The sequence below is a fragment of the Stenotrophomonas sp. STEN008 genome, assembly GCF_056760435.1.
On sequence record NZ_JBRRET010000019.1, the window covers coordinates 1 to 13,571 of the forward strand.

The 13,571-nt window shown below is 69.2% G+C and carries 10 protein-coding genes; 9 read left to right on the forward strand and 1 reads right to left on the reverse strand.

Annotated features, from left to right (window positions below):
• Positions 1-559 precede the first annotated feature (559 nt).
• The 9 genes from ACVOME_RS10910 to ACVOME_RS10950 are packed head-to-tail and all read left to right on the forward strand — an operon-like array spanning position 560 to position 12,942.
• The gene (locus tag ACVOME_RS10910) at positions 560-2,191 is read left to right on the forward strand and encodes a TldD/PmbA family protein (RefSeq protein WP_340044187.1); all 1,632 of its coding nucleotides are present in this window, start codon (positions 560-562) and stop codon (positions 2,189-2,191) included.
• A gap of 28 nt (positions 2,192-2,219) precedes the next feature.
• On the forward strand, positions 2,220-3,854 hold the full coding sequence (locus ACVOME_RS10915; protein ID WP_481505085.1) for a TldD/PmbA family protein: 1,635 nt from the start codon (positions 2,220-2,222) through the stop codon (positions 3,852-3,854).
• 21 nt (positions 3,855-3,875) lie between these two features.
• Positions 3,876-5,210, forward strand: coding sequence for a TldD/PmbA family protein (locus tag ACVOME_RS10920; RefSeq protein ID WP_053515946.1), 1,335 nt, complete (start codon positions 3,876-3,878; stop codon positions 5,208-5,210).
• The gene (locus ACVOME_RS10925) at positions 5,210-5,917 is read left to right on the forward strand and encodes a DUF4159 domain-containing protein (protein ID WP_065174125.1); all 708 of its coding nucleotides are present in this window, start codon (positions 5,210-5,212) and stop codon (positions 5,915-5,917) included. Before ACVOME_RS10920 ends, ACVOME_RS10925 begins: the two co-directional genes overlap by 1 nt.
• 13 nt (positions 5,918-5,930) lie before the next feature.
• Positions 5,931-6,914, forward strand: coding sequence for an AAA family ATPase (locus ACVOME_RS10930; RefSeq protein WP_053515950.1), 984 nt, complete (start codon positions 5,931-5,933; stop codon positions 6,912-6,914).
• Positions 6,915-6,921: 7 nt separating this feature from the next.
• Complete coding sequence (locus ACVOME_RS10935) at positions 6,922-7,815, forward strand: DUF58 domain-containing protein (protein WP_481505086.1); 894 nt, start codon at positions 6,922-6,924, stop codon at positions 7,813-7,815.
• Positions 7,812-8,939 (forward strand): BatA domain-containing protein, encoded by a 1,128-nt coding sequence (locus ACVOME_RS10940; RefSeq protein ID WP_481505087.1) that lies wholly within the window; start codon positions 7,812-7,814, stop codon positions 8,937-8,939. Before ACVOME_RS10935 ends, ACVOME_RS10940 begins: the two co-directional genes overlap by 4 nt.
• Positions 8,936-11,116, forward strand: coding sequence for a hypothetical protein (locus ACVOME_RS10945; protein ID WP_481505088.1), 2,181 nt, complete (start codon positions 8,936-8,938; stop codon positions 11,114-11,116). Before ACVOME_RS10940 ends, ACVOME_RS10945 begins: the two co-directional genes overlap by 4 nt.
• Positions 11,113-12,942 (forward strand): hypothetical protein, encoded by a 1,830-nt coding sequence (locus ACVOME_RS10950; RefSeq protein ID WP_481505089.1) that lies wholly within the window; start codon positions 11,113-11,115, stop codon positions 12,940-12,942. The genes ACVOME_RS10945 and ACVOME_RS10950 overlap by 4 nt, the downstream gene beginning before the upstream one ends.
• A gap of 18 nt (positions 12,943-12,960) precedes the next feature.
• Here ACVOME_RS10950 and ACVOME_RS10955 read toward each other — a convergent pair whose 3' ends face one another.
• A complete protein-coding gene (locus ACVOME_RS10955) occupies positions 12,961-13,503 on the reverse strand; it encodes a hypothetical protein (protein ID WP_428999634.1) in 543 nt (180 codons plus the stop codon).
• Between the last annotated feature and the right edge of the window lie 68 nt (positions 13,504-13,571).

A 13,571-nucleotide genomic window follows, 5' to 3' on the forward strand; every position in this document is an offset into this window, starting at 1 on the left:
TGGCCGGGGGGGGGGGGGGGTGGGGTGGGGGGTGGGCGTTCGCCTCCCTCCGCCGCTCTCCCCGGCCCGGCCCCCGCCCCCGCCCCCCCCCCCCCCCCCCCCCCCCCCCCCCCCCCCCGCCTTCGACAGTTGGCCGCGATCTGTCGGAAATACTCTTGGGGTCAGATCCGCTTTCCCCAGGAAAACGGATCTGCACCCCGGAATTTGATTCGATATCCAACAGCTTTCGTCCACGCATGGCGTGGATCTGCTGGCCGCCGGCCAACTGTCGAAGGTGGGGCGCTGGGGGTTTGCGGGGTGTGAGCCGCATGGATGCGGCGACCAAGCCCCCATGGACGGGTTTACGGCGCCCCCGCAAACCCACAGCGCCCCGCCATCCCACGGAATGCCCGCTTTTGACGTTGACGTTGATTCCAGCAGGCGCAGGGCGGCAAGCCCTGCCGCGCCCCCACCCATGACTGCAGTCACTTGTGCTGATTGCCCTCCGCTGGCGAAAGTCGAGCAGTTGACGTGATCGGCTTGGCCCGTTGCCGGCCGCACGCGAGTGAGAGAGAGCGCTGTGCAACGACGTGAGTTCCTGGCTTTATCCGGTCTGGGCATGGCCGGCCTGCTGCTGCCGCACGCGCGGCTGATCGCCGCCGAGCAGCTGCTCGAACCGGGCGACGTGGCCCGCAGGAAGGTGCTGGCCGAGGCCGCGCTGGCCGCTGCCAAGCGGGCCGGGGCGACCTACTGCGATGTGCGCATCGGCCGCTACCTCAACCAGGCCGTGATCACCCGCGAAGCGCGGGTGCAGAACGTCACCAACAGCGAGTCGTCCGGCATCGGCATCCGGGTCATCGTCAACGGTGCATGGGGCTTCGCCGCCACCCGCGAGCAGACCCCCGCCGCGGTCCTGGCTGCCGTCGGGCAGGCCGCCGCCATCGCACGCGCCAACGCCCCCCTGCAGAGCCGGCCGGTGCAGCTGGCACCGGTCACCGGCGTCGGCGATGTGAGCTGGAAGACCCCGATCCGCAAGAACGCGATGGCGGTGCCGATCCAGGACAAGGTCGACCTGCTGCTGAGCCTGAATGCGGCGGCGATGAACGCCGGTGCCGACTACATCAATTCCACCCTGTTCCTGGTCAACGAACAGAAGTACTTCGCCTCCAGCGACGGCTCGTTCATCGATCAGGACATCCATCGCATCTGGCTGCCCTTCACGGCCACCGCCATCGACAAGGCCACCGGCAAGTTCCGCACCCGCGCCGGTCTGTCCTCTCCTATGGGCATGGGCTACGAGTTCCTCGATGGCGACGCGCGCGGCAAGGTGCAGCTGCCCGGCGGCATCACCGCCTACCGCGACTCCTACGATCCGGTCGAAGATGCGATCGCAGCCGCGCGGCATGCGCGCGAGAAGCTGAAGGCGCCGTCGGTGAAGCCCGGCAAGTACGACCTGGTACTGGATCCCTCCAACCTGTTCCTGACCATCCACGAGAACGTCGGCCATCCCTTGGAGCTGGACCGCGTGCTGGGCTACGAGGCCAACTACGCCGGCACCAGCTTCGCCACCCTGGACAAGCGCGATGCTGGCTTCCGCTGGGGCAGCGACATCGTCAACTTCTTTGCCGACAAGACCCAGCCGGGCAGCCTCGGTGCGGTCGGCTATGACGACGAGGGCGTCAAGACGCTGCGCTGGGACCTGGTCCGCGACGGCATCCTGGTCGATTACCAGGCCACGCGCGATGAGGCACACATCCTCGGCCGCGATGCGTCGCATGGCTGCAGCTACGCCGATTCCTGGTCCAGCGTGCAGTTCCAGCGCATGGCCAATGTCTCACTGGCGCCGGGCAAGCAGCCACTGAGCGTGGAGGACATGATCAAGGACGTGGAGAACGGCATCTACATCCACGGCCGTGGTTCCTATTCCATCGACCAGCAGCGCTACAACGCGCAGTTCGGCGGCCAGCTGTACTACCAGATCAAGGATGGAAAGATCGCCGGCATGGTCGAGGACGCGGCGTACCAGATCCGCACGCCGGAGTTCTGGAATGCCTGTACGGCCATCTGCGACGAGCGCGACTTCCGGCTTGGCGGCTCGTTCTTCGACGGCAAGGGCCAGCCGGGCCAGGTCTCGGCGGTGTCGCACGGTTCGTCCACCACCCGCTTCAACGGCATCAACATCATCAACACCGCGCGCAGTCTCGGCGCTTGAGCCACCCCATCGTTCATGGAGAGCAGCCTTGCACAGACGTGACTTCCTGGCCCTGACCGGGCTTACCGCGGGCGGCCTGATCGTGCCGTCCTTCTTCGGCAAAGTGATCGCCGCCGAGCAGCTGCAGTCCAGCCTTGACCCCGCGCTGAAGAAGCGCCTGGCCGACGCTGCCCTGCAGGCCGCCCGCAGTGCCGGCGCCACCTACTGCGACGTGCGCATCGGCCGCTATCTGCGGCAGTTCGTGATCACCCGCGAAGACAAGGTGCAGAACGTGGTGAACACCGAGTCCACCGGTGTGGGCATCCGCGTGATCGTCAACGGTGCCTGGGGCTTCGCCGCCACCAACGCATTGGGTACTGCCGACGTGGCCAGGGCCGCCCAGCAGGCTGCGGCCATCGCCAAGGCCAACGCAGGCGTGCAGAGCGCGCCGGTGAAGCTGGCCAGGACGCCCGGCGTGGGCGAGGTCAGCTGGCGCACGCCGATCCGCAAGAATGCGATGGAGGTGCCGATCAAGGAGAAGGTCGACCTGCTGCTGGACGTCAATGCCGCAGCGATCGGCGCCGGTGCCAGCTTCGTCAATTCGATGCTGTTCCTGGTCAATGAACAGAAGTACTTCGCGTCCACCGATGGCTCCTACATCGACCAGGACGTGCACCGCATCTGGGCACCGATGACCGTCACCGCCATCGACAAGACCAGTGGCAAGTTCCGCACCCGCGAAGGCCTGTCTGCGCCGATGGGCCTGGGCTACGAGTATCTGGACGGCGCCGCCGCCGGCAAGGTCGTCAGCCCCAACGGCGTGGTCAACTACAGCTCCTCCTACGACATGAAGGAGGACGCCATCGCGGCCGCCAAGCAGGCGCAGGAGAAACTGAAGGCGCCGTCGGTGAAGCCGGGCAAGTACGACCTGGTGCTGGACCCGTCGCACACCTGGCTGACCATCCACGAGTCGATCGGCCATCCGCTGGAGCTGGACCGCGTGCTCGGCTACGAGGCCAACTACGCCGGCACCAGCTTCGCCACCCTGGACAAGCGCGAGCAGCGCTTCCAGTACGGCAGCGAGCTGGTGAACGTGTTCGCCGACAAGACCCAGCCGGGCAGCCTCGGCGCGGTCGCGTACGACGATGAAGGCGTGAAGTGCAAGCGCTGGGACCTGATCAGCAACGGCAAGCTGGTCGACTACCAGACCATCCGCGACCAGGCCCACATCCTCGGCAAGACCGAGTCCGATGGCTGCTGTTATGCCGACTCGTGGTCCAGCGTGCAGTTCCAGCGCATGGCCAACGTGTCGATGGCACCGGGAAAGACGCCGCTGAGCGTGCCGGACCTGATCAAGGACGTGGAGAACGGCATCTACATCATCGGCGACGGCTCGTTCTCGATCGACCAGCAGCGCTACAACGCCCAGTTCGGCGGCCAGCTGTTCTACGAGATCAAGAACGGCCAGATCACCCGCATGCTGGAGGACGTGGCCTACCAGATCCGCACGCCGGAGTTCTGGAACGCCTGCACCGCCGTGGCCGACGAACGCGATTACCGCCTGGGCGGCTCGTTCTTCGACGGCAAGGGCCAGCCGGGCCAGGTCTCGGCGGTTTCGCACGGCTCGTCGACCGCACGCTTCAACGGCATCAATGTCATCAACACCGCACGCAGCCTCGGCTGACCGGTCAGGAGCCCTTACACCATGAGTATCTTCACCGAAGCCCAGGCCAAGGCCATCCTCGACAAGGTCATCGCCCTGTCCAAGGCCGATGAATGCACCGCCGTGCTGGCGGGATCGATCGCCGGCAACATCCGTTTCGCCCTGAACAACGTCTCCACCAGCGGCATCGTGGACAACACCGAGCTTGCCGTTACCGTGGCCTTCGGCAAGCGCGTAGGCACCGCCTCGATCAACGAGTTCGACGACGCCGCACTGGAACGCGTGGTGCGCCGCGCCGAGGATCTGGCCCGCCTGGCACCGGAGAACCCGGAGTTCATGCCCGCCATCGGCAAGCAGACCTACCGGCCGAGCCCGACCTTCAGCGAGTCCACCGCCGCCATCGATCCGGCATTCCGCGCCAAGGTGGCCGCCGATTCGATCGCGCCCTGCCGGGGCAACGGACTGATTGCCGCCGGCTTCCTTGAAGATGGCCAGGGCTTCTACGCCACTGCCAACAGCAACGGCAACTTCGGTTACCAGCGCACCACCAACTTCGACTACACCTGCACCGTGCGTACCGAAGACGGCCGCGGATCGGGCTGGGTCGGCCGCAACCTGAAGGACGCGGCGGACTTCAAGGCCGACCAGGATGTCCGCATCGCCATGCGCAAGGCCACCGAGTCGGCCGAAGCCAAGGCGCTGGAGCCGGGCAAGTACACGGTCATCCTGGAGCCGGCCGCAGCCGCAGGCCTGATCAGCTTCATGATGAATTTCTTCAGTGCGCGCTCGGCCGACGAAGGCCGCAGCTTCCTGTCGAAGAAGGGCGGCGGCAACAAGCTCGGTGAGCAGGTCTACGACCCACGCGTGAACATGTATGCCGATCCGTGGCACCCGGAAGCGCCGGTGCTGCCGTGGGACAACGAGGGCATGCCGCGCGAGCGCCTGGCCATCATCGAGAACGGCAAGGTGGCCAACCTGGACTACTCGCGCTTCTGGGCGCAGAAGCAGGGCAAGACCGCCAAGGCCACGCCGGGCAACCTGCTGATGAGCGGTGGCGAGAAGAGCACCGCCGAGCTGGTGCGTGGCACCCAGAAGGGCATCCTGGTCACCCGCACCTGGTACATCCGCATGGTCGATCCGCAGACCGTGCTGCTGACCGGCCTGACCCGTGACGGCACCTTCTACATCGAGAACGGCCAGATCAAGCACCCGGTGAAGAACTTCCGCTTCAACGAATCGCCGGTGATCATGCTCAACAACATCGAAGAGCTGGGCAAGCCGGTGCGCGTGGCCGGCGACGAGTCGAGCTTCGTGATGATGATCCCGCCGATGAAGCTGCGCGATTTCACCTTCACCTCGTTGTCCGACGCCGTCTGATGGATCGCCGGGCCTGCCTGCGCTGGTTGGCTGCTGCCGCTTCGGCGGCCGCGCTTCCGGCCTGGGCACAGGCAGGCCCGCGCAGTTCGCGCTACGACTTCTGGTTCACCCGCCTGCAGTACGACTCGGGCGACTGGGACGTGGACGCGCGCATGCCGTCCAACCTGATCACTTCGCTGATCGACTACACCTCGCTGCGCGTGGACCCGCAGGAACACGTGGTGGCACTGGCCGACCCACGCATGCTGGAAGCGCCCTTCTGCTACCTGGCCGGGCACACGCTGGTGGAATTCAACGCGGCCGAGCGGCAGAACTTCGTGCGCTACGTGCGCAACGGGGGCTTCGTCTTCGTCGATGACTGCAACCATGACATCGATGGCCTGTTCGCAACCTCCTTCGAGGCGCAGATGGGCCGCCTGTTCGGGCCCAGGGCGCTGCAGAAGCTGCCCAACAGCCACGCGCTGTACCGCAGCTTCTTCCGCTTCCCCGATGGACCACCGGCCACCAGCTTCGAGTTGAACGGCTGGGGCGACGATCTGGTGCACGACTATCTGAAGGGCATCGAGGTCGATGGCCGCCTGGGCGTGCTGTACAGCAACAAGGATTATGGCTGCGAGTGGGATTACGACTGGCGCAACAAGCGCTTCCTGGCCGAGGACAACACGCGCTTCGGCGTCAACATCGTGATGTACGCATTGAACAATTGAGTGAGAGCCCCCCATGACCCGCCCTGATCTCGATTCCCTGCTGCCGCGCCTGCACGATCTGCGCGCCGCCCTGGCCCGTGCCGTGGTCGGCCAGCACACGGTGGTCGAGCAGCTGCTGATCGGACTGCTGGCCGGCGGCCACTGCCTGCTGGAAGGCGCGCCCGGCCTGGGCAAGACCCTGCTGGTGCGTTCGCTGGGGCAGGCGCTGGAGCTGCAGTTCCGACGCGTGCAGTTCACGCCGGACCTGATGCCCAGCGACATTCTGGGTACCGAGCTGCTGGAGGAAGACCACGGCACCGGCCATCGTCATTTCCGCTTCCAGCAGGGGCCGGTCTTCACCAATCTGCTGCTGGCGGATGAGCTCAACCGCACGCCGCCCAAGACCCAGGCCGCGCTGCTGGAAGCCATGCAGGAACGCACCGTCAGCTATGCCGGCACCACCTATGCGCTGCCCGCGCCGTTCTTCGTGCTGGCCACGCAGAATCCGATCGAACAGGCCGGTACCTATCCGCTGCCGGAGGCCCAGCTGGACCGCTTCCTGCTGCACGTCCTGGTCGATTACCCCAGCGAGGCCGAGGAGCGCCAGATCCTGGAACAGACCACCGGCGGTGCCGGCGAGGCGGTGCCGAAGGTGATGGACGCCGCTGCGGTCATCGCCCTGCAGGCGGCAGTGCGCCAGGTGCACGTCAGCCCCGATGTGCTGGCCTGGATCACGCGGCTGGTGCGTGCCAGCCGACCCGGGCCGGAAGCGCCCGCGGCGATCAACCAGTGGGTGAAGTGGGGTGCGGGACCACGCGCCGGGCAATCGCTGGTGCTCGCGGCCAAGGCGCGCGCGTTGCTGCAGGGCCGCTTCGCCGCCACCCGCGAGGACGTGCAGGCCCTGGCTGCACCGGTGATGCGCCACCGCCTGCTGCTGTCGTTCGCCGCCGAAGCCGAACAGAAGCGCGCCGACGACGTGGTCGCCGCTCTGCTGCACGCCGTGCCGTTCCCCGGGTGATCCACGCGTGAGTGCTGGCACGCTGGTCCTGCCTCCCGAACTGCGAGCGCGCCTGCGCGCGCTGCGGTTGCGGCCACGTCTGGCCAGCGGCGCGAGCGGCATCGGCCAGCACGCGAGCCGCAGTCGTGGCGCCGGCCTGGAATTCGCCCAGTACCGCGCCTACGAACCCGGCGATGAACTGCGCCAGATCGACTGGAAACTGTACGCGCGCTCGGACCGCTTCTTCGTGCGCGAGTCGGAGCGCGAAAGCCCGATCACGGTATGGCTGCTGCTCGATGCCACCGCATCGGCCGGCCAGTCCGACCGTGGCGCGCCGGCACGCAGCCGCCTGGATCACATGCGCATGCTGGCCGCCTGTGTCTGCGAGCTGGCACTGCAGCAGGGCGATCATTTCGGCCTGCTGACCGTCACCGGCGACGGCCTGCAGCTGGTACCCGCAGCGCAGGGCGCACGCCAGCGCGACCGCGTGCACCTGCAACTGCATGCCCTGCAGCCACGAGGCGGCTGGCCCGCCCGTGACACGCTGCGCCCGCTGTGGGAGCGCGTTCGCCCGGGCGACCTGCTGCTGGCCATCGGCGATGGCTTTGATGACGCCGGCATCGTGCTGCTGGAGCAGCTGGCCAGTGCACGCCGCGAGGTACTGCTGCTGCAGGTGCTGACCGCCGACGAGCGCGACTTCCCGTTCGATGCCGGCCATCGGTTCCGCGACCCTGAAACCGGCGAGGAACTGCTCGGCGATGGCGCGGCGATCCGCGCCGACTACCTGCAGCGTTTCACCGCTGCACACACAGCACTGCACCTGCGGCTGCAGGCCAGTGGCATCGCCAGTACCACCGGCTGGCTCGATCAACCGGTGGACCAGCCGCTGCAGGCGCTGTTCGGCCGCGGGGGCGGCGCGTGAGCCTGCTGTTTCCGCTCGGGCTGGCCGCACTGGCGGCGTGGCTGCTGCCGCTGCTGATCCATCTCGCGCGTCGCCATCCCTACACGCCGCTGGACTTCGCCGCGCTGCGCTGGCTGCGTGCACGGATCCGCCCGCGCCAGCGCATCCGCTTCGATGACTGGCCGCTGCTGCTGGTGCGGTTGCTGCTGCTTGCCGCGCTGGCCGTGCTGCTGGCGCGGCCGGCATTGACCGGACCGGCGCCGGCTACCGGCGCATGGACGGTCGTCGCACCCGGTCTGGATGCGACCGCGCTGCATGCCGGCGCTCCTGCCGGCGACGACAACTGGCGCTGGCTTGCGCCCGGATTCCCCACCATCGACCAGCCACCACCGGCCACGGATGTGGCCCTGCCCAGCCTGCTGCGCGAACTGGATGCGCAGCTGCCGACCGGCACCGCGCTGACCGTGCACGTGCCTGATCCGCTGGCCGGCCTCGACGGCATGCGCCTGCAGCTCTCGCGGGCGGTGCAATGGCAGACACATCCCCGTGCGACCGCTGCAACGGCCGCGCCCACCCCGCTGCCGCAACTGCGCATGCACGCTGATGCCCCGGCCGCGGCACAGCGCTGGCTGGCTGCGCTGCAGCGCGCATGGGGCACCCGATCACCCGCGCCCGTCCTGCCTGCGGATGCGCTGCCCGCTCCGGGCGAAGTCGGTGTCTGGAGCCGCGCCGATGCGCTGCCCGCTCACTGGCAGGCATGGCTGCAGGCCGGTGGCAGCGTGCTGACCGCCGCCCGGCCGGCAGCGGATGCACGCGCGCTGCTGCGCGACGCCGAGGGCGCGACGCTGCTGTGGCAGCAGCGCGTTGGCCACGGCCGCCTGCTGTCCCTGCCCGGCGAATGGAACGCCGCAGGCAATGCCGCGCTGCGCGATGCCCGCCTGCCGCACACCCTGCTGCAGGCGCTGCAACCCGCGCCACCGCCGCGCTCAGGCGATGCGCAGGATCACGCACCGCGCCAGGTCGCCCTGCCGGCTGCCACGCCTGCCGTGCGTGAGCCCACCGCCTGGCTGCTGCTGGCCATCGTGCTGTTGTTCGCACTGGAGCGCTGGATGGCCAGCAACGCGCGGCGGAGGCTACCGGCATGACGATGCTGCAACGCGCCTGGCAGCGCGCACGGCGCCGCAGCGGCGCCATCACTCTGCTGCTGGGACTGCCGTGGGCGCTGGCCACGACCACACTTGCACTGCGCCTGGGCGGTTTCGATATCGCCTGCATCGTTGCGACGGCCACTCTGCTCGCCTGCACGGTGCTGGCCACGGTCCGTGCCCGCCGCTTGGACCACCACTGGGTGCAGCGCCGGCTTGACGGCAGCGGGGCAAGCGAAGACAGCGCCGACCTGCTGTTCGCCGATCCTGCCGCACTCAATCCGCTGCAGCAGCGCCAGCGCGACCATGTGCAGGCCGCGCTCGAACGCGCCATGCCGGAACTGCGTCCGCGCTGGCCGCGCGGCGCGTTGCTGCTGTGCTGGGTCGGAGGGATCGCCGTCGCACTGCTTGCGTTGGGCTGGCCACGGTCCGGTCCGTCCATGCCGGGCGTGTCCTCGTCGCGCCCCGCTGCCCCGGCAGTTGCGGGCCCGTTGCAGCTGCAGTCCACCCGCCTGCGCATCGAGGCTCCGGCCTATACGGGTCAACCACCCCGTAACCAGAACGCACTCGATGCCAAGGTCGCCGCCGACAGCCGCCTGTCCTGGTCGCTGCGCTTTGATCGTGCGCCCCGCAGCGCATGGCTGCAGTTCCACGACGGCCGGCGCGTGCCGCTGAGCGAGCGCGACGGCCACTGGCAGGCGCAGGATGTGGCCCGTGCACCGGTGCTGTACCGCGTGGTCAGCGAACCGGCACTGGCCACGACACGCCTGTACCGCCTGGACGTGGTGGCGGACCGCGCCCCGACCGTACGCGTGCTGGAGCCCGCTGCCAGCCTGGTACTGGGCACGCCCGGGCAGCGCCAGTGGGCACTGCGCTTCGAGGCCAGCGACGATCACGGTGTGGCCACGCAGGCCCGCCTGTCGATCACCCTTACCCAGGGCAGCGGCGAGAACATCACCTTCGTCCAGCGCAGCGTGACGCTCACCGGCAGTGGCGAAGCAACGGCGCGACGGTTCGCTCACACGCTGGATCTGGGCGCACTGGGAGCGCAGCCCGGCAACGATGTGATCGCCCAGCTGGAAGTGCGCGACAACCATGCCCCGTCGCCCCAGACCGGCCGCAGCAGCAGCGTGATCCTGCGCCTGCCCAGCAGCGAGGCGGTGCTGGGCGCCGAGCTGGAAGGCCGCATCAAGAAGACCCTGCCGGCCTACTTCCGCAGCCAACGGCAGATCATCCTCGATGCGGAGGCGCTGATCCGCCAGCGGCGCAGCCTGGCCGCCGATGACTTCGTCAAGCGCAGCGACGCCATCGGCGTCGACCAGCGCATCCTGCGCCTGCGCTACGGCCAGTTCCTTGGCGAAGAGAGCGAAGGCGCACCGAAGCCGCCGCCAACCAGCGACCTGCCGACCAGTGACGCCCCCACCGCAAACGACCACGACGACGATCACGACCATGATCACGACCACGCGGCGCAGCCGCAGGCCGGCGACCACGACGCGCATGGCCACGACCACGGCGGCAACGCAGGCAACGCCGAGACGCCACCGGTGTTCGGCAGCGCCACGGACGTGCTGACCGAGTATGGCCACACGCACGACCACGCCGAGGCGGCGACCCTGCTCGATCCGCAGACCCGCGCGACGTTGAAAGCGGCACTCGACCAGATGTGGGCCTCCGAAGGCGAGCTGCGCCAGGGACGCCCGGAGCAGGCGCTGCCGTACGCCTACAAGGCACTGGGATTCATCAAGCAGGTCCAGCAGGCCGAACGCATCTACCTGGCCCGCGTCGGCCCGGAACTGCCGCCCATCGATGAGGGCCGGCGCCTGGGCGGTGACCGCGCCGGGCTGGCCAGCCGACAGCTACCACTGACGGCACGCACGGCACCGGACCCGGCCATCGTCGAGGCCTGGCAGCGACTGGGCGACGGCAACGGCACGCCGGATCTGGACGCGCTGGCGGGCTGGCAGCAGCGCAATGCGGCCTACCTGCCCGACGCGCTCGACCTGGCGGCCGCCATCGAACAGTTGCGCATCGAGCCAGGCTGTGCCGACTGCCGGCAGCGCCTGCGGTCACAGCTGTGGAGGGCGCTGCAGCGCCCCGTGCCGCAGGCCACACGCCGCAGCGCGGCCGATGCGATGGGGCAGCGATACCTGGATGCACTGGAGGCGCAGCCATGAATCTGTCGGCACCGGCTCTGTGGGTCGCGCTCGTCCTGGTGCTGATCGTACTCGTCGCCAGCGCGCGCCAGCTGCGCGCACCGGTGCGACCGCGTGGCCCGCTGTTGGCCGTGCTCGGCCTGCAGGTCATCGCCGCTGCACTGCTGTACGCATGCCTGCTGCCGCCCGCACGGCAGCAGCCCGCTGCGGGCCTGGTGGTGCTGGGTGCCGATGCCGGAAGGGCCAGCGCGCAGCCGGCAAGCGAGGGACCGCTCCTCCTGTTGCCCGAAGCCGCCCAGGTGCCGGGTGCGAAGCGTGTGCCGGACCTGGCGACGGCGCTGCGCCAGCATCCCTCGACGCGGCTGACCCTGGTCGGCGCCGGCCTGGAGGCACGCGACCGCGACGCCACGCTGCCCGCGCAGGTCCATTGGCAGGCACCGCCCGTCCCTCGCGGCTGGACCGCGCTGCAGCTGCCCGCGGATGTCGCCCCTGGCGCGCGCTTCGACGTGCAGGCGCAGGCCCGCGGCGTCCCCCGCGCGCAGGCTGAGCTGCTGGACCCGGCTGACACGGTGATCGACCGCGCCCCGCTGGGCGAGGACGGACGGGTGCGACTGAGTGGCGTGGCCCGTGCCGAAGGCCGCAGCGTGTTCCGCCTGCGCCTGCTGGATGGCGAAGGCCATGTCGTCGATACCGTTCCGGTACCCCAGCAGACCCTGCCGGCCACGCGGGTCCGCCTGCAGATCCGCGCCGGCACGCCGGGACCCGAACTGAAGTACCTGCGACGCTGGGCCACCGATGCCGGCATCGACGTGCAGATGCAGGCCGACACCGGCGCCGGCCTCAGCATCAGCGAAGGTCAGGTCGGTCTGGACGCGGCATCGTTGGCGCGCACCGACCTGCTGCTGCTGGACGAGCGCAGCCTGGCCACGCTGGGGAGTGGCCAGCTCGCAGCGGTGCGCCAGGCGATGCACGAGGGCCTGGGTGTGCTGGTCCGCAGTGCCGGCGTGCCATCGGCCGGAGCGCGGCAACGCCTGCGCGAGCTCGGCCTGCCCGTGCAGGGCGATGGCGCCAGCCGCAGCATCACGCTGCCCGGCGATGGTGACAGCGCGATGCTGGCAGCCCGACGCGGTCCGCTGGCGTCCGGCACGCTGCCCACCCGCGATGGCGAAGAGGCTGATCGTGATTCGCATGCCGCCGCGCTGCCCACCTTGGAACAGCTTGCGCTGCAGGTGCCTGCCACCACCGCACTGCTGCACGACCGCAGCGGCGCTGCCATCGGAGGCTGGCGCGATGCCGGCAAGGGCCGCATCGGCCTGCTGCCGCTGACCGACACGTGGCGCTGGGTGCTGGCCGGCCGCGACGATCGCCATGGCGAGCTGTGGAGCGATGTGGTCGGCACCCTGGCGCGCGCGCAGGGCGGCAGCACCGCGCCGTGGTCGCCGCAGCCGATTGCGTGGGCCGGGGAACGACAGGCCCTGTGCGATGTGCAGGCGCCGTTGAAGGTGTTCGATGCACGGGGCGCGTCGGTGGCACTGATCGTGGACGGCGGCACCGGCAGCGCACGCTGTGCCGGCTGGTGGCCACGCGAGGCCGGTTGGCACCGGCTCCAGCAGGGCGAACGCTCCTACTGGCGCTATGTGTTCGACAGGACGGATGCGGCGGCGCTGCACCGGCAGGGAATGATCGATGCGACGGCGCAGGCCCTGGCCACCTCGGCACCGGTCAAGGCACAGGCGACGCAGCCCGTGCCGGGATCACGCTGGCCATGGTGGCTGGCCTTCGTGCTGTGTGCGTCGCTGCTGTGGTGGCTGGAACGGCGGCCGCCCGGCGTTGCCCGTACGGCATAGCTTCCCCCCATCCTTCGCTCACTTCAGCGGCGGTCCACCACCGCAACCCTCCTGCTGCGCACAGAACTGCAGCGCGCGACGCTGCTGTTCCGCGCTCAGTTCCGGCGGTGGCCGTGCGATGGCGGACTGGATCTGATCCGGCCCCCCGGTGATCTTGTTCAAGCCCTTGCCCGCCGCCAGCAAGCCCTTGACCACGCCCATCATCACGTAGCCGCCGGCCATGCTTACCTGCTCGGGCGTCGGCGGTTCACTCCAGTTGCGGCTGAAGCGGTTGTTCTCGATTTTCACCGGGTTCCTGAAGCGGTACAGATCCAGTGGCTGATCGTCTTCAGGCTTCAGCGCGCGCACTTCGCCGAGGGTGGTGACGTTGCCCTGCACGGGCGTGCCTTCGGGGGTCACGACAGGCTCCGGCGGTGCGGCGACGGTCTGCCCGGGTTCGGGCACCACCGATACGGGTGATGGCGCCTGCTGCGCCTGCGCGGTACCGGCCAGCACCAGGCCGGCCAGAAGTGCTCCCTGCGTTGCTCGTCGTGCCACCCCTACCGCCCCTGTTGGTTGCATCCTTCGCCTGAGGATACGGATGGCGGCTTCAGATTTCGTTGGTACGGCGCGCGCTGTTCAGCCCGCGC